Source organism: Alcanivorax sp. NBRC 102024 (assembly GCF_001602235.1).
GTDB lineage: Bacteria > Pseudomonadota > Gammaproteobacteria > Pseudomonadales > Alcanivoracaceae > Alcanivorax.
This window is the reverse complement of the sequence record NZ_BDAS01000006.1, coordinates 112,860-135,230: the sequence shown is the minus strand read 5'-3', so window position 1 is coordinate 135,230 and position 22,371 is coordinate 112,860. Positions and strand designations below refer to the sequence as shown.

Below are 22,371 nucleotides of genomic sequence, written 5' to 3'. Positions count from 1 at the left end.
TGCTTAATTCAGTTCGTCAAAAATGCGTTCGAGAATGGCCTGGCCGGGCGTCTTTTCCACCAGCGCAGTCCCCTCCTCATTCAACACTGCCACCTGGATGCCATTGGTGGTGTGGCTCAGCTTCAGCTGGGCACTCTTGGCTCCCAGGGTGTAGCGCTCGGGCACTCTCAGATAATAAATGCCCACTTCACGATCCCGGTCGCTGATCTTCAGGTCCGTCTTGCCCAGGGCCTCGCCCACATATTCCCAGGCCCAGGCAAAGCGGGTGGACATCATGATGATCGGGTAACCGTTCCCGTCACGGGCCAGAATCGCCTTGGATGAGGCATCTTTGGGCGCCGGCTGCTGTGCCTCGTCGTCATCGGCGCTTCCCAGCACCACCAGCTGGGGCGGTCTGGGAACCGCAAAGCGTTTCTCGTCCTCACCACGGCCCACCAGTCGTTCTTCCTGGCGTGGCACCGAATAAAGCGGTTGCTCGCCGATGAATACGCCATCTTCCGGAACCTCCATGGGCTCCAGCACCTGCGCATCACGATAATTCAGGCTGCTATCCGGCAACCAGCTACAACCGGATGTGGCGGATACCAACAGTGCGAGCGTTAACGCCGCTTTCTTCATTTAACCTCCAGCAGGCCGCATTGACGCATGGTCTCGCGCAATCGCGGCTGGGCCGCTTCTGACAGCGGTACCAACGGCAAGCGGATACCAAGGTCAATCAGGCCCATTTCATACAGTGCCCATTTCACCGGAATCGGATTGGCTTCAATAAACAGATCACGGTGCAGGGGTTCAAGTTCCGCATTCAGTGCCCGGGCCTGATCCGCATCGCCAGCCAGGGCCGCTTCGCACATGGCAGCCATCTTGGCCGGCGCCACGTTGGCGGTTACCGAGATGTCACCGTGCCCGCCGGCCAGGATGAAATCCATGGCCGTTGCATCGTCCCCGGAATAGAGCATGAAATCATCGCCGCAGCGCTCGCGGATTTCCCGGGCGCGCTCCAGGTTCCCCGTGGCTTCCTTGATGCCGATGATATTGGGCACCTTGCTGAGTCGCTCAACCGTTTCCGGCAACAGATCACAGGCGGTCCGGCCAGGCACGTTGTAGAGAATCTGTGGGATATCCACCGCCCGGGCCACCGCCAGATAATGCTGGTAGAGGCCTTCCTGGGGCGGCTTGTTGTAATACGGGGTCACCAGCAGACAGGCATCGGCACCGTCGCGCTTGGCATCACGGGTCAGGCGGATGGCTTCGTCGGTGTTGTTGGCGCCGGTACCGGCAATCACCGGTATGCGGCCCTTGGCCACGGCCACCACTTCACGGATCACACTATCGTGCTCTTCAAAGCCCAGAGTGGCGGATTCGCCCGTGGTGCCCACCGCCACGATGGCGTGGGTGCCCTGCTCCACATGCCAGTCCACCAGGGCGCGCAAGCGCTCCCAGTCCACTGCTCCGTCTGCGCGCATGGGGGTTACCAGCGCTACAATGCTGCCACGGATCATGCCTGTCTCCTGTTTTGCGCCAATCGGGCGCAATCGCGATTATTCCGGTGCACCGGACCCTGTCGTCGAAGGGCGCTATGGTAAACCTCGAAAACGCCGGACGCCAGATGCCTGACGCCCGGCAAGCCCTTTGTCGAAACCGAGCCAGCGAGATCAAACGGTCGCTCCACCGCAAACAGGCCGAAGCGAGTCACGCGGTGCGAGTTTCGAAAAGACAAACCCGGTGTTGCCTTTCGAACCTTGTCACTCGCTCCTCGCCATGGTTTTGCTTCCGGGTCCCCACCGCCTACGATAAGCCTTCAGCCCCCTGCACACCCCGCAGAAAACCTCTAAACTCTCACCACACCACTCTCAAAATACCAACAAGACAATGCCTGCGGAGCGCATCATGGAACAACTCATCGTTATCTCGGCCCTGGGTTCAGACCGCCCGGGTATTGTGGAGTCGCTGTCCCGGGCGGTACTGGAACACAACGGCAATATCCTCGACTCTCGCATGACGGTGTTGGGCGGTGAGTTTGCCGTGCTGATGCTGGTGTCCGGCAGCGACGCAACCCTGGACCAGCTGGAAACGGACCGGGACAAGCTGGCTGGCGAACTGGACCTGCTGCTCACCCTCAAGCGTACCCGCCCCCGCGACCTGCAGGCCCGCGCCCTGCCCTACGAGGTAGAGGTGGTCGCCATGGATAACCCGGGCATCGTCCACGAAATTGCCAATTTCTTTTCCCGCCGCAGCATCAATATCGATGATCTGCATACCGGCACCTACGCGGCGCCTCACACCGGCACCCGCATGTTCAGCCTTCACCTGGTGCTGAGCATGAACGCGGAACAATCGGTGGCCGAATTGCGCGACGCCTTCCTGGACTTCTGTGAGGCGCGCAACCTGGACGCCACCATGACGCCGAAACGCTGAACGGCTCGCTCAGACGGCTATACCATCAACCTCAGAAAGAGAAACGGACCCGATATGGCACATCCCAAGATTGGTAATCTGGCACCCAACTTCAAACTGCCCGATCAGGACGGCAACCCGGTTGAGTTGAAATCCTTCAAAGGCAAGAACCCGGTGGTCATTTTCTTTTACCCCAAGGCACTTACCCCGGGCTGCACCACCCAGGCCTGCGGTATCCGCGATACCAAAGCCGAGCTGGAAAAACGTGGCGTGGTGGTGTTTGGCATCAGTCCGGATCCGGTGGCACGGCTGCCCAAGTTCATCGACAAACATGATCTGAACTTCCCCCTGCTCTCCGACGAAGATCATGCCGTTGCCGAGAAGTACGGTTGCTGGGGCATGAAAAAATTCATGGGCAAGGAATTCATGGGGCTGATCCGCACCACCTTTATTGTCGGCAAGGACGGCAAGCTGGTGAAAGTGATGGACAAGTTCAAAACCAAGAGCCATCACGAGGATCTGCTGGCAGAACTGGACGCACTGGGAATCTAGGGAGCCGCTTCACGGCAAGGGGCGTCGCCGCGCCCCTCGCGTAACGCCGCTATGTATCGGCCTGCACCGTCGGCCCAGAGTCCGGGTAGTCCCCCTGGCTGGGCCAGGCATTGATCACCGCCTTGATCAAGGTGGCCAGGGGAATAGCGAAGAATACCCCCCATAATCCCCACATCCCCCCGAACAGCAGGATCGCGGTAATAATCGCTACCGGGTGCAGATTCACCGCTTCCGAAAACAGCAACGGCACCAGAATATTGCCATCCACAAACTGGATCACACCGTAAATCACCATCACCAGAGCAAAATCTCCGCTCCAGCCAAACTGCACATAGGCCGCCGCCGCCACGGGCAGTGTCACCACGGTGGCACCGATATAGGGCACCACCACCGACAGCCCCACCAGCACCGCCAGCAGCACGGTGTAATGCATGCCCAGCAACAGGAACGCGATGAAGGTGACGCTGCCGACCAGGAGGATCTCGATGGCCTTGCCGCGCACGTAATTGGCGATCTGGTCATCCATTTCATGCCAGACGTGATCGAGAATCCGTCGGCGACGGGGTAAAAAGCGCATCATCCAGGCAATAATGGCTTCCCTGTCCTTGAGGAAGAAAAATACCAGCAGTGGCAGCAGTACCAGGAAAACCATGATCTCCACCAGATTGGGAATCGACGACAGCGACAGCGTCAGCACCCCCTGCCCGGCTTCCGCCACCTGCCGCTGTATCACCGCGACAATGGAATTGACCTGTTCCATGGAAATCACTTCCGGATAATGCTCCGGCAACTGTCGCAGCCAGGTTTCCCCATTCTTGAGCAGATGCGGCAACTGATCCTGTACCAACAGCAAGGTCTGGCGCCAGACCATGGGCAGCAACACCACCAGGGTGACAACCAACAAACCGAGGAACAGGGTGAACACCAGGTTTACCGCCAGCAGACGCCGCATGCCCCGGCGCTCCAGCCCGGCCACCAGCCCCTGCATCAGGTAGGCAATCACGATCGCTGCCAGCACCGGTGCCAGCATGCCGCCGAAAAAAAGAATCACCAGCCCGGCGGCGAGCAGCACCACCAGCAGATACACTGCCTCCTCGTCGGAGAAGTATCTTTCGGACCAGTTCTTGAGAATACGTAACATCAGCTCTCCTGTTCGCCGCGGCGAATGACAAAGGCATAGTGGCCTTTATTTTCGCCCATGCGAACCAGCTCGTGGCAGGATTGTCTCAGATAAGCAGGAATGTCATCGGCAGAAGCGACGTCGGTGGCAATGACCTCAAGCAACTGACCCGGCTTGAGATGTCGCAATGCCTGCCGGGTCTTCAGCAACGGCATGGGGCATTGCAGGCTGGAGGCATCAATCTGCAGATCGATTGGCTGGTCGCTCATACAGGCGCTTCATTCGTCTCTGGTCTACCGGCATTATAGTCACAACCCGGCTATGGAATAAGGGTCGATCTGTGTCGGTCGGCACAAATAATCACGGGAGTCCCGACTTGAAGTTTTTGCTACGCACTCTTTTATTATGGAGTTGTTGCATCCCGGCAGCCATCAGTGCCAATGACGACTTGCCGGTGCTCGGTGATCCTACCGCCGCACTGATGTCTGCCGACCAGGAATACCGGTTGGGCCGGGGCTGGCTACGCAGCCTGCGCGGCCAGACTTCCATCATGTCCGACCCACTGGTACAGGAGTATGTGGAAAGCCTGGTCTACCGGCTCGCCTCCTACAGCGACCTGAAAGAGCCCAACCTGGACATCGTGGTTATCAACAGCCGCCAGATTAATGCCTTTGCGGTGCCCGGTGGGGTGATCGGCCTGAACGCCGGGCTGTTCCTCAACGCCCGTGACGAGGACGAAGTGGGTGGCGTGGTCGCGCACGAAATCGCCCACGTCAGCCAGCGGCATTTTGCCCGCCGCTACCTGGATTCCCGGAAGATGAACACCGCTGTGCTTGCCGCCATGCTGGCCAGCCTGGCAGTGGCCATCGCCGGCGATGGCGAAGCCGGCATGGCCGGTATTGCTGCCACCCAGGCCGGTGCCATCCAGGCACAGCTGGCTTATTCCCGGCAGAACGAGCGCGAAGCAGACCGGGTAGGTATGCAGACCCTGGCCGCCGCCGGGATGGATCCGAATGCCATGCCCCGGTTCTTCGAGCGCATGCACAACAATCAGCGCTTTGCCGGTGATCCCCCGGAGTTTCTGCTCACTCACCCGGTTACCGAGAGCCGCATTGCGGATAGCCGCGCCCGGGCGCGCTCCCTGCCTACACCGCGCATGAATACGTCCCTGCACTTTCTGCTGGTGCAGGCCCGGCTCCAGGCCGCGTTTATCCAGAGCGACAACCACGCCATCGACCACTTTCTGCGATACAGCAACGAACGCAATGCGCTGGGCTTGCAGGCCGCCCGCTACGGACTGGCCCTGAGTTATCTGCGCGCCGACCGCTATGAGCAGGCCAGAACCATCATGCAATCACTGGCCGAGGAACATCCGGACCAGCTGTGGTTCCGGCTGGGATTGGTGGAGGTAGCCTTGGACGAAGGGGATTACACGCGCGCCATCAGCCAGGCCGAACGCGTTCTGGATCTGGCACCGGACAATTACCCCGCGTCCATCCTGATGAGCAAGGCACTATTGAGAAGCGAACAACCCGCCCGGGCCTTGCCGGTCCTCAAACCCTTGCTCAGCGAGCGTCCCAACAACCCCTATCTCTGGGAGCTGGCCGCCGACGCCTATGGGAACAGCGGCGACAAGGTTCGTGCCCTGCATGCCCGGGCGGAGAGCCAGTTTCTGCGTGGCAGGGACCAGCAGGCCATGCAGCAGATGGAATATGCCCTGCGTGATGCCGAAAATGATTTTGCTCTATACAGCAAACTCAATGGCCGGCTGCAAACCATGAAGGCGTTATCGGAAGAGAAATTCTAGAAGGACTGGCAACGTGTCTGAAAAGTGGCGAGGCAGGTCACGGGGTGGCGGCTTCGGTGGAACGTTAGCGAGTGGCGAGGTACGAGTTGCGAAAGGCGACACCGGTTTTCCCTTTCGTTCCTCGCAACTCGCTTCTCGTGAATGACAATCTTCTCGTCAGGCTTCTGCGTTCTACCCTTTCAAGGACTTGCCAAAGTCCAGCATGCGATTGAGCGGCACCATGGCTTTTTCCGCCAGCGCCGGATCAACGAAAATTTCCTGGCCCATGCCATTATCGTCTTCCAGCACCGCCAGCATGTTCTGCAGGCCATTCATGGCCATCCACGGGCAATGGGCACAGCTGCGGCAGGTGGCGCCGGAACCGGCCGTCGGCGCTTCCAGGAAGGTTTTCCCCGGTGCCAGCTGCTGCATCTTGTAGAAGATGCCCTTGTCGGTGGCAACGATGAAGGTATCGTTATCCATCTCGCAGGCCGCCTTGATCAGCTGCGAGGTCGAGCCCACCACATCCGCCATCTCCACCACCGGGGCCGGGGATTCAGGGTGAACCAGAATGGCCGCGTCCGGGTAGGCCGCCTTGAGGTCCTGGAGCCCCTTGGCCTTGAATTCCTCGTGGACAATGCAGGCACCGTCCCAACACAGCACATCCGCACCAGCCTTGTCCCGCACATAGCTGCCCAGGTGCTTGTCCGGGGCCCAGAGAATTTTTTCGCCGTTGCGATCCAGGTGTTCGATCAGCTCCACCGCAATGGAGGACGTGACCACCCAATCGGCGCGGGCTTTCACCGCCGCCGAGGTGTTGGCATAGACCACCACGGTGCGATCCGGATGCTGGTCGCAGAAAGCGGCAAATTCGTCCTCCGGGCAACCGATATCCAGGGAGCAGGTTGCCTCCAGGGTGGGCATGAAAACCCGTTTTTCCGGGCTGAGGATCTTGGCGGTCTCGCCCATGAACTTGACCCCGGCCACAATCAGGGTAGAGGCCGGGTGTTCCTTGCCGAAGCGCGCCATTTCCAGGGAATCGGACACGCAGCCGCCGGTCTCTTCCGCCAGGGACTGAATTTCAGGATCGGTGTAATAGTGAGCCACCAGTACCGCGTCGCGCTGGCGTAACAATTCCTTAATGCGCTGACGATAGGATGCACGCTGCTCCTCGTTGAGCGAGTCTTCGTGCTCCACCTTGGCCAGGTGGGCCTGTACCAGTGCTTGTGCCTCTGCTGTCATTGGCTTCACCGCCCGGGGTTTCCCCCTGATATCAATAACTTAGCTAACAACCAGGAAATCAGGGCGGGCATAATACCACAACGTGGCGCCGAAACGACGCCACGCAAATACCCTTGGTAGTTAAAATGCGCCCGGACGGGCGGCTTTTCAAGATGCCGGGCGATAGTCGGGGCCGGCTGCCACCAGGTGCACGGTACTGATGGCACGCTCCAGGAAAGCGCCCTCGCAGTAGCACAGGTAGTAATCCCACATGCGAATAAACCGCTCGTCGAAACCCAGCTCGCGAACTTTGGGCAAGGATGCCAGAAACCGTTCGCGCCAATGGTGCAACGTCAGGGCATAATCGTGGCCGATGTCATGGAGCTCCGTGGCAACCATGCGGGTATGCTCGGCCAGGTGCTGGCACATCACCGAAACACTGGGCAGAAAGCCGCCGGGGAAAATATAGCGTTTGATGAAATCCACCTGATTCAGGGCATGCTCATAGCGTTGGTCCGGAACGGTGATCGCCTGCAATACCATCTTGCCATCCGGCTTCAACCGCTCACCCAGCACCCGGAAATACCCCGGCAGGAATTCCGCGCCCACCGCTTCAATCATTTCCACGGAGACCACCCGATCATAGTGACCGGTGAGCTCCCGGTAATCTTCTTCCAGCACCGTCACCCTGTCTTGCAGGCCTTCGGCCTCCACGCATTCACGGGCATGGCGTGCCTGCTCCCGGGAAATCGTCGTGGTGGTGACCTGCACGCCGTGATGCTTGGCCGCATGAATGGCAAGGCCACCCCAGCCGGTGCCGATTTCCAGCAGGGTCATACCCGGGGACAGTGACAGGTACTGACAGATTTTTTCCAGCTTGTGCTCGGAGGCCTCTTCCAGGGTGGCATCCGGATGAGGAAACACCGCACTGGAATACATCATGCTGCGATCCAGGAACAGGCTAAAAAAGTCATTACCCAAATCGTAGTGGGCAGAAATATTGCGCCGGGATCCCTGCAGGGAATTACGGTTGTAGCGGTGCAACATTTTCAGGGCGGGCTTGGACAGCAACGCCATGCCGCCCTCCAGTGCTTTCATGGCATCCACGTTGGCGGCGAAGTAGCGAATCACGGCCACCAGATCCGGACTGCCCCAGCCTTTTTCCAGGTAAGCTTCCGCCGCCCCCAACGCGCCGCCGCTCATCATCATGGAGTAGGTTCGCCAATCATGCAGGCGAATTATCGCGGCATCAGCGTGGCGGGCGTTGTCACCAAGGACCACCTGATTACCGTCAGGCTCATGGATACGAAGAGCGCCGTGGGGCAACGCATTGAGACGCGCCAGCACCAGCTTGCGGGCCACAGTTTGCGGCCAGCGAATAGTCACTCTGTGCTCGAGTCGATTGGTTGTGGCTTTTTCGCCAGACAGCATGCGGTCAATCTCCGTACCGATTGTTACTGTTTTTGCCGGGGTGAGAATGAAATCTCGCCCCTTTGCGCCATAGCCGGAATGCCTGCCAGTAAATGGCACGCAACGTGGCTAACCCCTGAGCGCCAAAACGGAAAACCACCGTTGTCATGGTGCGACGATTGGCTTCCTGCAAATTCAGCTGCAGACCTGCCACGAAAACGATCTGGTCATCCTTTCTATCTTCCAAGACTAGGCGCAGGCCGGGTAAAGCCACGTGAAGATCCCAATGATAGTCCAGTGCCATGGGCAGAAAAGGCGATACATGGAACGCCTTGGGGTGGCTGACCTGCCAGCTTCCTTGAGCGTTTTTTTGCAGCTCCAGCGGGTAAAAATGACGCTCACGCCAGGGGGTGTTCTGGACTTCTGCCAGCATGCTGTCCGGCTGATCGCTGCCTTCAGCAAAATGCAGGTACAGCACCAGCGGATTGAACAATGTCCCCAGGGTGCGCCACTGGCCCAGCATCACCACCCTGCCCCCGGTCCATTGCAGACCCAGCGCGGCCGCCTTTTCACGGACCTTGTTTTCCAGGTTATCCGGGCGGGAGTCCACAAAATCACTGTCCCGGAACACTACCGGGCGCCAACGACGGCCCCAGCCGGGATGCCTCGCCAGCATGGCGTCCACTTCCGCCAGGTCACACCAGACCAGCCAGAGCGGGTAATGGAAACCATGACGGAACGGCACCAGGCGCTGATGCCACACCTTGCCCCTTGCCACCGCCTGGCTGATCACGGCACTGACTCCGGGGACAGCGCCCGTACCACATCCAGGGCCGACACCACGCCGTCTTCATGAAAGCCATTGCGGCACCAGGCACCGGCAAACCAGGTGCGCCTTTCACCATTGCCGGCCAACAGCGTCTCTCTGGCCGCCATCGTTTCCGGCGTAAAGAGAGGATGGGCAAAGTGATAGCGAGCGATGATCTTGTCCGGGTCAATCCTGTCCGTGGCGTTAAGGGTCACGCAAAAGGTTTCCGGCGCCTGGATGCCCTGCAGAATGTTCATGTCATAGGTCACCTGGACGCGATCCTGGTCATTATCGAACAACAGGGCATTCCAGCTCGACCAGACCCGCTGCCGCCGGGGCAGCAAACGGATGTCCGTGTGCAACACCACCTCGTTATCCTGATAGCCAAGCCGTGACAGACAATCCTTCTCGCGGCTGTCCGGGTCGGCCAGCAGGGCCAGGGACTGATCGCTGTGGCAGGCGAGAATGACCTGATCAAAGGTCTGCTGTTCGCCGTTCACCGTGAGAGTGACACCCTGGTCGTAGCGGCGCACTTCACTGACCGCAGCGCGGGTATGAAAACGGGCTGAACACTTCGCCACCAAGGGAGCCACATACTGGTTGGAGCCTCCGGGCACCACATACCACTGGGGCCGGTTGGTCAGTGACAGCAGACCATGATTCTGGAAAAAGCGGATGAAAAACTTGGCCGGGAACACTTCCATCTGCTCCAGAGAGCAGGACCAGATGGCGCCTCCCATGGCGAGGATATAATCCCGGCAGAAACGCTCCCCGTAACCGTGCCGGCGCAGGTACTCTCCCAGGGGCATTTCCCCCGCCTCAGTGTTCAGCAAGCCGGGCGCATTGCGATTGAAACGCAGGATGTCACCGATAAAACGCCAGTGTGACGGACTCAGCAGATTGCGCTTTTGGGCAAAGATGCCGCCCAGCCCATCTCCACAATATTCCAGGCCGTTGCGCTGGTCGCTCACGGCAAAGCCCATGGCGGTAGGCTGCCCCTGCAGACCCAACTCGTCCAGCAAGCGCAGATAATTGGGGTAGGTGCGGTCATTGAAAACGATAAAGCCCACATCAATGGCGTAATCGCCGTGATCACGACGTACCGGTACGGTGCAGGTGTGGCCACCGAGATAGTCGTTGGCCTCAAAGACGTCCACCTGGTGATGCCGGGAGAGATACCAGGCGGCGGTCAGGCCACTGATTCCTGCGCCGACAATGGCAATACGCTGACTCATGCCTGTTCCTTTTTGCTGACGGGACTGTGATGACTGTGATCGTTATCGTACTGGGCCTTGGCGGCCTTGAAGGCCTCGGTGACCCGCTCGCGCACCCCGGCATGGGGCACCACCGGCGAAGGGTAATCCGGTGCCAGCAATGGCTGTTTCCAGGGTTCATGGACCGTCTTGTTGTCCAGTTCGCGCAATGCGGGCACCCAGTGAGCAATAAACTGACCCTGGGCATCGAAACGCTGACTCTGGCGGACCGGATTGAACACCCGGAAGTACGGCACCGCATCGGTACCGGAGGAAGCACTCCACTGCCAGCCACCATTGTTGGCGGCAAAATCGCCGTCGATCAGGTGCTGCATAAAGAAACTCTCCCCCCACCGCCAATCCAGCCACAGGTGCTTGCTGAGAAACATGGCCGTGACCATGCGCAGACGGTTATGCATCCAGCCAGTGGCCACCAGTTGGCGCATGGCCGCATCCACCAGCGGGTAACCGGTGCGGCCTTCACACCAGGCCTGAAACCGCTCTCGATCCCGGGACCACTGGAGCAGCTCGGTTTCCGGCCGAAACGCGCCGCCACGGCTGACCCGGGGGAAACGGGCCATGATCTGGCGATAGAAATCCCGCCAGGCCAGCTCGCCAATCCAGCAGGCGGCGCCATCCCGGGCACCCGCATCGGCCATGGCCCGGGTCGCCGCCCGGTAACAGCTGGCCGGTGACAGGGTGCCGGCAGAGAGGGCCGCGGACAAACCACTGGTGGCAGGTTCGGCGGGGAAATCCCGGTGTTTTCGGTAACCCGCCAGATGGTGCTCAACAAAGTGATCCAGTTGTTTCAGCGCCGCCGACTCACCCGGCTGCCAATGACGGGTCAGGGAGTCGGCCACCGTCAGGGTCTTCAGGGCAGCGTCCACTGTGGTCCTGCCGACAAAATGCCCCTTGCCGTGGCTCTTCTCCGGCAACGGCGGCACCGGCTGGAAGTGGCTGTCGAGCCACACATCCCAGCGTTTCTTGTAGGCACTGAACACCGTATACGGCGTTCCCTTGCCGGTATTCAGAGTGCGCGGAGGCACCAGCACACTGTCGTCATAGCCGGTGATACCCACACCCTGCGGCTCCAGCGCCCGGGCCACGGCCCGGTCGCGGTTCAATTCGTTCAGCGGATACTCGCGGCTGCAGAAAATGTGCTCAACGTCATGCTCGCTGGCAAAATCCGCCAGCATTGCTGGCACGGCAGCGAAGTCACCGGCATCCAGCACATGCAGATCCACCCCCCGCGCCGCCAAGGCATCACCCAACTCCAGCAGACTCTGCAGCACATACCAGCGCCGCAATGGCGCCACCTCGTGGGCATCCCACTGTTGCTCGCACAGACAATACACCGCTATTACCGGCCCACCCTGCGCCAGCGCCTGCTGCAAGGCGCGGTGGGCATGAACACGCAGGTCGTTGCGGTACCAAACCAGATTCATGGGTTGCCCCCGTTATCGTCTACCGTTGCCATACTGGCCGCGGGATTCATCGTCTCCAGGGCCAGCAATTGCTCCGCCACCGCCTGACGGTCCCCGGTCAGTCGGGTAACCGCTGCCGGCGGCGCCTCCACCACTCTGCCCCAACAGGCGGCAGGCCAGGGCAATGACGGCTGAGACCAGAGACGCTGGCGCTGACTGGCGCTGGGCCAGTGGTCCATCACCCAGAGCACCCCGCAGGGCTGCCGGTCAGCCAGCAATGCGGCCAGGGCATCCATCTCCACGTCCCGCTGCAGGCACCAGAGGGGCCGTTGTAGCACCATGGCCAGCTCCAGGGCCGGCAAGGCATCGCCCACTGGCATCAGCAGCCAGCCGAACTCGCGGCGTCTGGGGGACAGAGACAGTGCCCGGGCAGCCCATTTCTGTGTCAGCACCGCGTCCAGCAGCGCCAGGTGGGCAGAGAGGGAGGCACTCCCCGTCAGTTGCTCGCGCAAGGGGTCGGTAAGCTCACGGATGACCTGGCCGTGGCTGTAGTCCGCCAGCAAACGGTTTATCAGTTGCTCAAGTCGGCGCACGTTCATGGTTTCCAGGGCCTGCAGGGCATCCTGCCGGGCCTGCGCCCAGGGCTGACCATTGTCCACAGCCTGTTGCGGCTCCTGCTCCCCCGACAGCAGGGAGGCCACCTGGCTGATGGGCACCCCCTTTTCCACCCAGTGCACAATGCGCCGGATCTGCTCCACCTCGGCGCTCCGATAACGGCGATGCCCTTTGGCGGTGCGTTCCGGTTTCAACAACCCATAGCGACGCTCCCAGGCACGCAGGGTGACCGGGTTCACGCCACATTGTTCACTGGCTTGCTGAATGGTCAGCACATCGCTCATACCCGGTTCCTCAGTCCCAGGTCATCCGGGTAGGGAGACAGGTAGCCCTGCTTTTCCAGATAGGGTTGCGGCACCTTGCGCATGCCGCCACGCAGCAGGGTCATGGGCACGATCAAAGGCACTTCCTCGCGCAGATAGGCCTCGATCTGTTCATTGATCAGGGCGCGGTCGGTGTCACTGAGCCCCTCGCGCAGGAACCCTGCCAGGTGCTGCAGCGTATTCACGTGAGCCCCCCGGGATACCCGCTTTTTCATGGCCGCCATCAGGCCGTGGATATATTCCTCAGCAATCTCTTCCAGTGGCCGGGCTTTCAGGTCACTGAGCAACGGACCCAGCTGGCGATAGGTTTTCTGGCAGTGCGCCAGCAACTGGAATTTATGTCGGCTGTGGAAATCAATCAGCCGCTGGGCTGTCAGCCCCTGTTCACGCAGTTGGCACCAGTCATCGTAGAGAAACACCCGTTCGATGAAGTTTTCCCGCAGGGTGTCGTCATTGAGTCTGCCCTCTTCTTCCAGGGGCATGAGGGGATAGTGGCGTTGCAGGGCCGCAGCAAACAGTCCGCTGGCCTCACGGTGCTGGACATGGCCGTCATCGTTATAGACGCGGATACGCTCCATACCGCAACTGGGGGATTTGGCCATCAGGATATAGCCCCGCAGCGGTGCCAGAGAGGGCATGGCCCGGTCGATGAAATCCTGCATCAGCTCGGTATGGTCACGCAGGCCGTCGGTCGTGATTAACCGCAGCATCCCGTCTTGCTCGGTGAGGTGCATGGCCTTGCGAGGCGCGCTGAGCCCTGACCCCATTTCCGGGCAGAGGGAACGAAACTCGAAATAACGGGACAAAACGCCGGTGCAGTAGCGGGAATGTTTGTGCCCCTTGTCGTGGCGCACTTCCAGACCCAGCAAACAGGCGCTGATACCAACCGGGATTTTTGCAGAGCGGATCATGTGCCACCTCATACCTGTACAAAGAATCATATTTGTACAAGTTTAGGCCGGAGTACAGTCAACACGCCGTGAAGCCTGTGATGATCCTGCCTCGCGGCATCACAACCGGTGGGTGCAATCACGGGCCAGGCTATCTATACTGCCCGAAAAACTGACCAAATGGACAGTATCATGCGTATCCTTGTGTGTGGCGGTCGGGATTTTTCCGACCAGGCATTACTCACCCGCAGCCTGGCACGGCTGCTGCGTGACAACACCTTCAGTCTGCTGATTCACGGCAATGCCAGTGGCGCAGACCGGCTGGCCAGCCAGTGGGCCCATGACAGCGGTGTGGACCAGGTCAGTTACCCGGCCAACTGGGTGGCCCACGGCCGGGCGGCGGGCCCCATGCGTAACCGGCGCATGCTCCATCACGGACGGCCCCAGGCCGTGGTGGCCTTTCCCGGCGGACGAGGCACCGCCAACATGATTCAGCTGGCCGAGGATGCGGGCCTGCCAGTCTGGCAACCGGCGCTGGATGGCGAAGATGGCCTGCCCACAGCCCAGGGCCTGGTCGCCCGCTGACAGCCCCCACTCTTGTCTTTCAGCACACAGGACGCCGTGACAACGCCGGTCCCGGTGTTCCCGGTGGAGGCCACTGGGCAAAGCGGGTTGGAGAGCGGGTTGGAGAGAAACAGCAGCCGGGGAGCGCCGGTTTCAAGGGAATGAGCGAAAGGTGGGGCGCAGACCGTCTGTGACTGCAGAAACGAAAAAGGGCCCGCCGTAGGCGAGCCCTTTAAATATGGTGGGTCGTGCTGGATTCGAACCAGCGACCAATTGGTTAAAAGCCAACTGCTCTACCAACTGAGCTAACGACCCGCTCCCGAAGGAGGCGCAAATAATACGGATTTATTTCCGGGTGACAAGGGGGAAACCGATTTTTTTTCCCCTTTACTGATAGTTTGTTGGATCTTTGACCAATGCCTCTTCAAAGCCCTGCTTGCGCAGGCGACAACTGTCGCATTTGCCACAGGCATTGCCATTCTCGTCAGCCTGATAACAGGACACGGTCAACCCATAATCCAGCCCCAGAGCCGTGCCTTGCTGGATGATCTGCGCCTTGCTCAAGTGCATCAATGGCGTTTCCACAGTGATCGGGCTGCCTTCCACTCCCGCCTTGGTGGCCAGATTGGCCATGGTCTGGAACGCCTCAATAAAGGCCGGTCGGCAATCCGGATAGCCGGAATAGTCCACCGCGTTGACACCGATATAGATGGCCTGGGCCTCCACCACCTCCGCCAGACCCAGGGCCAGAGACAGAAAGACGGTATTACGGGCAGGCACATAGGTGACAGGAATACCCTCACCGCCCTCCTCTGGCACCGCAATGGAATGGTCGGTGAGCGCAGAGCCGCCAATATTGCCCATGCCCAGTTCAATCACCCGATGGCTGAGCGCGCCAAGGGCTGCGGACACCCGCTCCGCCGCATCCAGCTCGGAACGGGTGCGCTGACCATAGTCGAAAGCAATGGTATGGCACTGGTAGCCTTGATCCCGGGCAATGGCCAAACAGGTGGCCGAATCCAGACCACCGGACAGCAATACCACGGCTTTTTTCATTGATGGCTCTCCTTCAAACCTGTCAGCTAGCGCCCGCGGGCGTCATTCCAGAGTAGTTTGTGCAATTGCAGCTGAAACCGCACCGGCAGGCGGTCCGCCACAATCCAGTCAGCCAGCTCTCCCGGGGCCAACTGCCCCTGTACCGGAGAAAACAGCACGTCGCCGACCCGCTGGGGTAGCTGGTGCTGATCAAGCATGAATCGGGCCCAGTCATAGTCCTTGCGGTCCGCCAGCACGAACTTGACCTGGTGATGGGGGCGCAGCAGCGGAATGTTTTCCAGCCGGTTGTTGTGCTGCTCGCCGGAGCCCGGCGCTTTCAGGTCCATGACCACGGAGACGCGCGGGTCCACCTCCGCAATATCCATGGCGCCACCGGTTTCCAGGCTGACTTCATACCCCTGATCGCACAGGGCGGTCAGCAGCCCCAGACAGTTGGGCTGGGCCAGGGGCTCGCCGCCGGTGACCGTCACGTAGTGGGCCTGGTAACCGGCCACCTGCGCCAGGATCGCCTCGAGAGACCATTTCTCGCCACCGGAAAAAGCGTACTCGGTGTCGCACCAGACACAACGCTGCGGGCAGCCGGTCAGACGAACGAACACCGTGGGCCGGCCAACCGTTCGCGCCTCGCCCTGAAGGGAATAGAAAATTTCGGTCAGACGGAGGTCCACAACATCTCCTGAGCACCCGGGAGGGGGAAATGCGGCGGATTCTATCACCTTTGCCGGCGTCTGTGCCGCCGGCAAGGCAACGATAGGGATTACTTATCGAGTTGTTCCAACAGCGTCTTCGCCTGGTTGGCTTCCGAGCTGTCCGGATACTGCTTGACCAGCTTGTGCAGGTTCACCTTGGCCTGGGAGACCTGCTCGTCACGGGCCTGCATCACTGCCAGGGTATAAAGGCTGGTGGGCGCTTTACTGTGTTCCGGGTAGTCGTCTACCACTGCCTGGAACTGGGCCTGGGCCTTCTCCGGCTTCGGGGTCTTCAGGTTACTGTAGACCTTGCCCAGCCAGAAGTGGGCGTGGGCACGGAATTGCCCGTTGGGAAAATCATTGAGGTAACCCTCGAAGGCTTCTGCCGCCGCATCAAAGTCGCGCTTGATCAGCTTGTCCTTGGCGGCACTGTAGGCATCACGGTCGGCTTCGGGGTCATTGGGCGCCGCACTGTCGGCGCTCTCTTCTGGCTGCTCGGTCTTGCTCTGCTCAGCCAGCGTATTGATTCGGGTATCCAGGTCCAGGTAGCGCTCACGTTCAGCATCCTTCATGACCTGTAGTTCATGCCGCAACTCTTCGATCTGACCCTGGAGTTGCTGTATCTGCTCTTCGAACTGCTGTTGTTGCTGCATGAGAAGCAGCAACCCATCCTGACTTGCAGTACTACCGGCACTACTGCCACCGGAGCGGGCCTGCGCCAGGCTTCTCTCTTCAACGGCCAGCGGCCCGGTGTTCTGTGCTTGCGCACAGAACACCAGGGAGCCGAGCACGACGCCTGCGAGGAGGCGCGTTCTCTTTACTGCTTTCATGCCTTACGGACGGCCGGCAGTGTAGTTGATTTCTACACGACGGTTCTTGGCCCAGTCCATTTCGCTGTGACCAAATGCCGCCGGCTTTTCTTCACCGTAGGAAACGATTTCCAGCTGGGAAGAAGACACGCCCTGAACCCGCAGGAACTTCTCTACGGCCTTGGAACGACGCTCGGACAGAGCCACGTTGTACTCGCGGGTGCCGCGCTCGTCAGCATGACCTTCCAGGCGCACTTTGGCGTTGGAGTTGTTCTTCAGATAGGTAGCATGGGCACGCAGAGTTTCGAAAGCTGCCGCCGGAACGGTGTTGCTGTCGAAAGCGAAGTAGATCACCCGGCTGTCAGTGGTGCCATCGTAGTTGGACGGATGGTTGTAGAAGTTGTCAGCTGTCAGCGGAATGCTGCTGGTGTCCGGCTTGGACGGAGTAGACGGCTCAACCGGAGTTACCGGAGAGGTATCAGTCTGCTGGGACATATCGTCGGTTGCAGAGCTGTCATCTTCAGTCGGGGTGCTGGAACAGGCTGCCAGGGCAGCTGCCAACATCAGGGCGAACAGCGGGTTAAGAAATGAACGCATGCGAAAAGCTCCTATAATTTCCTAGTATTGGACTCCGAGAATCACTCAGAGGAACGGCGACCAGGCCGGTTCTCTGACTTCACCTTCCTTCGACGGCAGCTTCACCTTGACCCTACCATCGATGGATACGGCTTCCAGAACCCCCGTCCCCCGATCTTGCGTCCCGTAAATTACCATACTTCCATTGGGCGCAACACTGGGCGATTCATCCATGTCTGTGCGGGTCACAATATTGAATGTGCCCCGCTGGAGGTCCTGCACCCCGACGTTAAAATTTCCATTACGCCGGTGTACATAAACAAGATAACGACCGTCAGGCGTGACATCCGGGCGGGCATTATACGCACCCTCGAATGACACTCGCCGGACCGACTTATCATTTATGTTCAGTTTGTAAATCTGGGGCCCGCCGGAACGGCTGGAGGTGAACACCAGGTGTTCCCCATCCGGCAGCCAGCGAGGCTCCGTATCAATACCATAATGCTGGGTCAGCCGTGTTAACTGCTTGGTGGCGATATTCAGCATGTAAATCTCCGGGTTACCGTCCCGCGACAGGGTCAGCGCCAGCTTCTGGCCATCCGGTGACCAGTCCGGGGCACCATTGATACCCCTGAAGCTAGAGACCTTTTCCCGGTTGGTGGTTGCCAGGTCATGGGTATAAATGGCCGGCATCCCGTCATCCTCGAAAGAGACATAAGCAACTTTCCTGCCATTTGGTGACCAGGTCGGGCTCATGATCGGCTCTTGGCTACGCAGGATAGTGGTAACACGGTGCCCGTCGGCGTCGGCATATTGCAGCTGGAAAGGGTTTTTGTCACTACGATTATGCGTCACATAGAGAATTTTGGTGGAAAACGCCCCCGGGATACCGGTGAGTTGCTCATAGATCCGGTCACTGATGGCATGGGCCACATCCCGCAGCTGTGAAACCGGCGGGCGATAGGTCTCCGACATCACCTTCACCTGCCGGTTTACGTCGAACAGGGCATAGCTGACTTCGTAGCCACCGGTTTCCTGAGCCTTCATGCTGCCGGTAATGATGTATTCTACGCCCAACACACGGAAATCCCGGTAGATGACTTCACTCTCGTTGCGCGGCCGGCTGAGCATATCTTCCGCGGGTAACGGCTTGAACTGGCCGCTGCGATGCAGATCCGCCTGCACGATCTGCGACACATCCTCGGGCGCGTTCTGTGCCCCCTCAAAGGGCACGATGGCAATCGGCACCGCATCCACCCGGCCTTCCGAAATAGTGATCAAAAGCTCTGCCTTGGCCATGACCGCACTCATGGTCATAACAGCAATTAATAGAAAACGCATCACTGAGAGGCTCCTTTGGGTACAAATCCGAACAAGAATGAGCGGAAATTTTGGTTGAATGTTTCCCCTGAAGGCACAGGTAAAGGACTGGCCAACTCCACTGCGTTCACAATCGATTCGTCAAGCTGAGGATATCCGCTAGTTTCAACCACAGTCACATTCACCACTTCTCCTCCTGGGATGAGATGAATTCTGACGATAACCTTCAAATCATCCCTGTTTCGATAGTTGCCAGGAATACGCCAACGCTGGTAAATAGCTGCACCAATTTGGTCCTTGAAACTAGCCACCTCCACATCCGACTGATCCGCATTGCTGACCGCATCCTGGGATTCCTGCTGTGAGGGCTCCATCGGCTTGGCCATCTCCAGCTCTTCCTCCGCCAGCATTTCCTCCAGACTCGGCTCCTCAATATCGGGGATGACCGGTTTGGGGTCAGGCTTTGGGTCAGGTTTGGGGGCCGGCTTCGGATCTGGTTTCTTGGTCGGCTCCGGTTTCGGCTTGGGTTTGGGCTCAGGCTTTTTGGGTTCGGGCTTGGGCTCCGGTTTGGGTTTCGGCTTTGGCTTGGGTTTCGGTTCCGGTTTCGGCGCTGGCTTTTGCTCCGGCTTCGGCTTGCTCACCGGCGCCTTTTTCTGTTTGGACGTTTCTACCATGGTGGCTTTCACATGGGGAGGGATCACCGGCGCCTTGTGCAATGCCGGGTCGGTGCTCCAGCTGAACACCAGCAGCCCAAACACCAGCAGGTGAATGAACAGGGTAAACAGCAGCGCGGCGCCACGATCACTCATTGCTGCCCTGCGGTTCCGTTACCAGACCCAGCTGGGTAATGCCGGCTTCCTGCAAGGCACCCATCAACTGGACTACCTTGGCATAGGCCACCTGGCCATCGCCCTCGACCAAAAACAGGGTGGCAGGTTTCTGCTTGTGAATCCGCAAGGCATGCCCCTGCACCGTTTCCAGACTGGCAGACTTGCGGCTGTCACTGCCCACATCAATGTAGTAACTGCCATCAGCGGTCACCGAAATGATCACCGGCTCATCCTTGGTGGTATCAATGGGCTCGCTGTTGCTGTCGGGCAGGTCCACATTGATGCCCTGGGTCATCATCGGCGCCGTGGCCATGAAAATCACCAGCAGCACCAGCATCACATCGATGTAGGGCACCACGTTCATCTCGGCAACGAGCTTGCGCGGCACCCTGATCTTCACGCCGCTCATGGCTTACCCCTCGCGTCCGTGAACCTGACGGTGCAGTACCGAGGAGAACTCCTCGGCAAACATTTCGTTTTCGGTGAGCAGAGCATCACTTTGCGCAGAGAAACGGTTGTAGGCCATCACTGCCGGGATGGCGGCAAACAGACCAATGGCCGTAGCAATCAAGGCCTCGGCGATGCCGGGTGCCACCACACTCAACGTGGCCTGCTTCACGTTGGCCAGGGCCATGAATGAGTTCATGATGCCCCACACCGTACCGAACAGCCCCACATAGGGACTGGTGGACCCCACTGTCGCCAGAAAAGGAAGGTGCTTGGTCAAGCGGGTCTGTTCACGCTGCAGGGCCACACGCATGGCACGCTGGCTGCCATCCATCACCGCTTCAGCGCCACGGGTGCTTTTCGACAGGCGCACGAATTCCTGGAAACCGGCGCGGAAAATGGCTTCCGTGCCTGCGTCCACGTCCGGATCCTTGCGACTCTGGTTGTAAAGCGACGCCAGGTCATCACTGGACCAGAACTTCTCTTCAAACGCTCGCCCCGCCTTGTGGGCCCGGCCCATTACCCGATACCGACTGACGATCATGTACCAGGACGTCAACGACGCCAGCACCAACAGCACCATGACCAGTTGCACCACAATGGTGGCATGACTGATCAGACTGATGACGGACATACTGGATGCCTCAACCATTAAGCCCTTCTCCTTCGCTGGCTGCTTTGAATTTGTTGTACAGGTCCACCGGGATCCCGGCGGGCCTCAATGTATCTGCATTCACGCAGGCAACCTTGATCTCGGCCTGGCAAAGCAGTGTGTCAGCCCGGCGAACCTGCTGCTCGAAAAACAGCGTCGCCTTGCCCAATTGCTTCAAGCGGGCGGTCACTACCAGTGCATCATCAATGCGAGCCGGCTGACGGTACTGCACATTGGCCGAATGCACGACAAACTGGAAGTTCTCATCGGCCAGCACATAATGCTGATAACCCAGGGTGCGCATGAATTCCGTGCGCGCCCGTTCCATGAATTTCAGGTAATTCACGTAATAGACGATGCCACCGGCATCGGTGTCCTCGATGTAGACGCGCACCGGCAGGGTAAATTCCCCGTTTTGCGGCTTTTTTTCAATCATTAAACAAATCACCGTCCTTACGCGGCCGCTGCAACCCGAAATGCCGCCAGGCATGGTTGGTGGTAGCCCGGCCGCGCGGGGTACGCTGGATGAAGCCCTGCTGAATCAGATAGGGCTCCACCACTTCTTCCAGGGTGCCGGCATCTTCATTGAGCGCCGCCGCCAGGGACTCCAGACCCACCGGACCACCATCAAATTTATGCATGATCATGTCGAGCAAACGCCGGTCAGTGCCGTCCAGGCCGCAGCTATCCACTTCCAGCATGTCCAGCGCACGCTGGGCCATGGCTTCGGTAATTCGCCCTTCGCCCTTCACTTCCGCGTAATCGCGCACCCGGCGCAACAGCCGGTTGGCAATGCGCGGCGTACCACGGGCACGACGTGCCACTTCCAGGGCGCCGGCATCATCAATGGGAATGGCAAGAATGTCGCAGGCACGAATCACAATCCCGGAGAGATCTTCCACGGAGTAGAACTCCAGCCGCTGAACAATCCCGAACCGATCACGCAGAGGGGCAGTCAGCAGGCCCGCCCGGGTGGTGGCCCCCACCAGGGTAAACGGCGGCAGATCCAGTTTAATGGAGCGGGCCGCCGGCCCCTCACCGATCATGATATCCAGCTGGTAATCTTCCATGGCGGGATAGAGGATCTCTTCCACCACCGGAGACAGGCGGTGAATCTCATCCACGAACAGCACATCACCCTCTTCCAGGTTGGTGAGGATGGCCGCCAGGTCGCCGGCCTTTTCCAGTACCGGCCCGGAGGTAGACTTGAGTTCGCAGCCCATTTCCCGGGCAATGATATGCGCCAGGGTGGTTTTACCCAGACCTGGCGGGCCAAAGATAAGGGTGTGATCCAGCGCTTCCTGGCGGCCGCGGGCAGCATCAATGAAGATTTCCATGCGCTCGCGGACTTTCGGCTGGCCTTTATAGTCAGCCAGACTGGCCGGGCGGATGGCCCGGTCCTGCTGTTCTTCACCGGTGCCAACAGCGGCAGCTGAAATCAGACGGTCGTTTTCCATGCTTGCAGTAGGGAGACCCAGCGTTATGAGAGTGATGTTGAGCTAGCGTAGACGGATTGGTACCGGCAGTCATCTTTCCCTGTAGATTTCCTGGAAGAGCCTGCCGAAGGCGCCCTGTGATGGGTCGCAAAGTAAACCATGATGCCAAGGCTGCAATGCGAGCCACGAAAAAACG

Annotated in this window: 25 protein-coding genes and 1 tRNA gene; 4 read left to right on the top strand and 22 right to left on the bottom strand. The window is 59.5% G+C overall.

The window, feature by feature from the left end:
• Positions 1 to 3 precede the first annotated feature (3 nt).
• Together bamC and dapA are read right to left on the bottom strand one after the other, a co-directional pair.
• Positions 4 to 618: an outer membrane protein assembly factor BamC gene (gene bamC, locus A0251_RS11290; RefSeq protein ID WP_062816950.1), complete on the bottom strand. Its 615-nt coding sequence runs from the start codon at positions 616 to 618 to the stop codon at positions 4 to 6.
• Positions 615 to 1,499: a 4-hydroxy-tetrahydrodipicolinate synthase gene (gene dapA / locus A0251_RS11285; protein ID WP_062816949.1), complete on the bottom strand. Its 885-nt coding sequence runs from the start codon at positions 1,497 to 1,499 to the stop codon at positions 615 to 617. Before dapA ends, bamC begins: the two co-directional genes overlap by 4 nt.
• 388 nt (positions 1,500 to 1,887) lie before the next feature.
• On the opposite strand from dapA, the gene A0251_RS11280 reads away from it, so the two are divergent.
• Positions 1,888 to 2,415 (top strand): glycine cleavage system protein R, encoded by a 528-nt coding sequence (locus tag A0251_RS11280; RefSeq protein WP_103916509.1) that lies wholly within the window; start codon positions 1,888 to 1,890, stop codon positions 2,413 to 2,415.
• Positions 2,416 to 2,469: 54 nt separating this feature from the next.
• Positions 2,470 to 2,946, top strand: a complete 477-nt coding sequence (gene bcp / locus A0251_RS11275) for a thioredoxin-dependent thiol peroxidase (RefSeq protein ID WP_062816947.1) — start codon at positions 2,470 to 2,472, stop codon at positions 2,944 to 2,946.
• Positions 2,947 to 2,995: 49 nt separating this feature from the next.
• On the opposite strand, the gene A0251_RS11270 is transcribed toward bcp, so the two are convergent.
• Both A0251_RS11270 and A0251_RS11265 read right to left on the bottom strand, forming a co-directional pair.
• Complete coding sequence (locus tag A0251_RS11270; RefSeq protein ID WP_062816946.1) at positions 2,996 to 4,087, bottom strand: AI-2E family transporter; 1,092 nt, start codon at positions 4,085 to 4,087, stop codon at positions 2,996 to 2,998.
• Positions 4,087 to 4,335, bottom strand: a complete 249-nt coding sequence (locus tag A0251_RS11265) for a sulfurtransferase TusA family protein (protein ID WP_062816945.1) — start codon at positions 4,333 to 4,335, stop codon at positions 4,087 to 4,089. Before A0251_RS11265 ends, A0251_RS11270 begins: the two co-directional genes overlap by 1 nt.
• 107 nt (positions 4,336 to 4,442) lie before the next feature.
• Between A0251_RS11265 and A0251_RS11260 the strand changes: the two genes are divergently transcribed.
• Positions 4,443 to 5,873, top strand: coding sequence for a M48 family metalloprotease (locus A0251_RS11260; RefSeq protein ID WP_062816944.1), 1,431 nt, complete (start codon positions 4,443 to 4,445; stop codon positions 5,871 to 5,873).
• Between the two features lie 171 nt (positions 5,874 to 6,044).
• On the opposite strand, the gene nadA is transcribed toward A0251_RS11260, so the two are convergent.
• From nadA to A0251_RS11225, 7 genes are all read right to left on the bottom strand, one after another.
• A complete protein-coding gene (nadA, locus tag A0251_RS11255; RefSeq protein ID WP_062816943.1) occupies positions 6,045 to 7,094 on the bottom strand; it encodes a quinolinate synthase NadA in 1,050 nt (349 codons plus the stop codon).
• A 147-nt stretch (positions 7,095 to 7,241) separates the two neighbouring features.
• Positions 7,242 to 8,504, bottom strand: coding sequence for a cyclopropane-fatty-acyl-phospholipid synthase family protein (locus A0251_RS11250; RefSeq protein WP_062816942.1), 1,263 nt, complete (start codon positions 8,502 to 8,504; stop codon positions 7,242 to 7,244).
• Between the two features lie 4 nt (positions 8,505 to 8,508).
• The gene (locus A0251_RS11245) at positions 8,509 to 9,276 is read right to left on the bottom strand and encodes a DUF1365 domain-containing protein (RefSeq protein WP_062816941.1); all 768 of its coding nucleotides are present in this window, start codon (positions 9,274 to 9,276) and stop codon (positions 8,509 to 8,511) included.
• Positions 9,273 to 10,526, bottom strand: coding sequence for an NAD(P)/FAD-dependent oxidoreductase (locus A0251_RS11240; protein WP_062816940.1), 1,254 nt, complete (start codon positions 10,524 to 10,526; stop codon positions 9,273 to 9,275). Before A0251_RS11240 ends, A0251_RS11245 begins: the two co-directional genes overlap by 4 nt.
• Positions 10,523 to 11,989 (bottom strand): deoxyribodipyrimidine photo-lyase, encoded by a 1,467-nt coding sequence (locus A0251_RS11235; protein ID WP_062816939.1) that lies wholly within the window; start codon positions 11,987 to 11,989, stop codon positions 10,523 to 10,525. The genes A0251_RS11240 and A0251_RS11235 overlap by 4 nt, the downstream gene beginning before the upstream one ends.
• Complete coding sequence (locus A0251_RS11230; protein WP_062816938.1) at positions 11,986 to 12,867, bottom strand: MerR family transcriptional regulator; 882 nt, start codon at positions 12,865 to 12,867, stop codon at positions 11,986 to 11,988. Before A0251_RS11230 ends, A0251_RS11235 begins: the two co-directional genes overlap by 4 nt.
• Positions 12,864 to 13,817: a DUF523 and DUF1722 domain-containing protein gene (locus tag A0251_RS11225; RefSeq protein WP_062816937.1), complete on the bottom strand. Its 954-nt coding sequence runs from the start codon at positions 13,815 to 13,817 to the stop codon at positions 12,864 to 12,866. The genes A0251_RS11230 and A0251_RS11225 overlap by 4 nt, the downstream gene beginning before the upstream one ends.
• A 171-nt stretch (positions 13,818 to 13,988) precedes the next feature.
• On the opposite strand from A0251_RS11225, the gene A0251_RS11220 reads away from it, so the two are divergent.
• On the top strand, positions 13,989 to 14,381 hold the full coding sequence (locus A0251_RS11220; RefSeq protein ID WP_062817028.1) for a DUF2493 domain-containing protein: 393 nt from the start codon (positions 13,989 to 13,991) through the stop codon (positions 14,379 to 14,381).
• Positions 14,382 to 14,599: 218 nt separating this feature from the next.
• Here the strand turns inward: A0251_RS11220 and A0251_RS11215 are convergent.
• The 11 genes from A0251_RS11215 to ruvB form a co-directional block, all read right to left on the bottom strand.
• A tRNA-Lys gene (locus A0251_RS11215) sits at positions 14,600 to 14,675 on the bottom strand.
• A 72-nt stretch (positions 14,676 to 14,747) separates the two neighbouring features.
• On the bottom strand, positions 14,748 to 15,416 hold the full coding sequence (queC, locus tag A0251_RS11210; RefSeq protein ID WP_062816936.1) for a 7-cyano-7-deazaguanine synthase QueC: 669 nt from the start codon (positions 15,414 to 15,416) through the stop codon (positions 14,748 to 14,750).
• A gap of 26 nt (positions 15,417 to 15,442) precedes the next feature.
• Positions 15,443 to 16,084, bottom strand: a complete 642-nt coding sequence (gene queE / locus A0251_RS11205) for a 7-carboxy-7-deazaguanine synthase QueE (protein ID WP_062816935.1) — start codon at positions 16,082 to 16,084, stop codon at positions 15,443 to 15,445.
• 89 nt (positions 16,085 to 16,173) lie between these two features.
• A complete protein-coding gene (gene ybgF, locus A0251_RS11200) occupies positions 16,174 to 16,896 on the bottom strand; it encodes a tol-pal system protein YbgF (RefSeq protein WP_231874219.1) in 723 nt (240 codons plus the stop codon).
• A 42-nt stretch (positions 16,897 to 16,938) separates the two neighbouring features.
• Positions 16,939 to 17,511, bottom strand: a complete 573-nt coding sequence (gene pal, locus A0251_RS11195; RefSeq protein ID WP_062816933.1) for a peptidoglycan-associated lipoprotein Pal — start codon at positions 17,509 to 17,511, stop codon at positions 16,939 to 16,941.
• A 45-nt stretch (positions 17,512 to 17,556) separates the two neighbouring features.
• Entirely contained in the window at positions 17,557 to 18,831 is a 1,275-nt protein-coding gene (gene tolB / locus A0251_RS11190; protein WP_062816932.1) for a Tol-Pal system beta propeller repeat protein TolB, read from the bottom strand.
• A complete protein-coding gene (locus A0251_RS11185) occupies positions 18,831 to 19,619 on the bottom strand; it encodes a cell envelope integrity protein TolA (protein WP_062816931.1) in 789 nt (262 codons plus the stop codon). The genes tolB and A0251_RS11185 overlap by 1 nt, the downstream gene beginning before the upstream one ends.
• Complete coding sequence (gene tolR, locus A0251_RS11180) at positions 19,612 to 20,049, bottom strand: protein TolR (protein ID WP_062816930.1); 438 nt, start codon at positions 20,047 to 20,049, stop codon at positions 19,612 to 19,614. Before tolR ends, A0251_RS11185 begins: the two co-directional genes overlap by 8 nt.
• A gap of 3 nt (positions 20,050 to 20,052) precedes the next feature.
• Positions 20,053 to 20,739 carry a protein TolQ gene (gene tolQ / locus A0251_RS11175; protein WP_062816929.1) on the bottom strand — a complete coding sequence of 229 codons (687 nt, stop codon included), beginning with the start codon at positions 20,737 to 20,739 and terminating at the stop codon, positions 20,053 to 20,055.
• On the bottom strand, positions 20,732 to 21,175 hold the full coding sequence (gene ybgC / locus A0251_RS11170; protein WP_062816928.1) for a tol-pal system-associated acyl-CoA thioesterase: 444 nt from the start codon (positions 21,173 to 21,175) through the stop codon (positions 20,732 to 20,734). Before ybgC ends, tolQ begins: the two co-directional genes overlap by 8 nt.
• Entirely contained in the window at positions 21,168 to 22,196 is a 1,029-nt protein-coding gene (gene ruvB / locus A0251_RS11165) for a Holliday junction branch migration DNA helicase RuvB (RefSeq protein WP_062816927.1), read from the bottom strand. Before ruvB ends, ybgC begins: the two co-directional genes overlap by 8 nt.
• Positions 22,197 to 22,371: the final 175 nt, after the last annotated feature.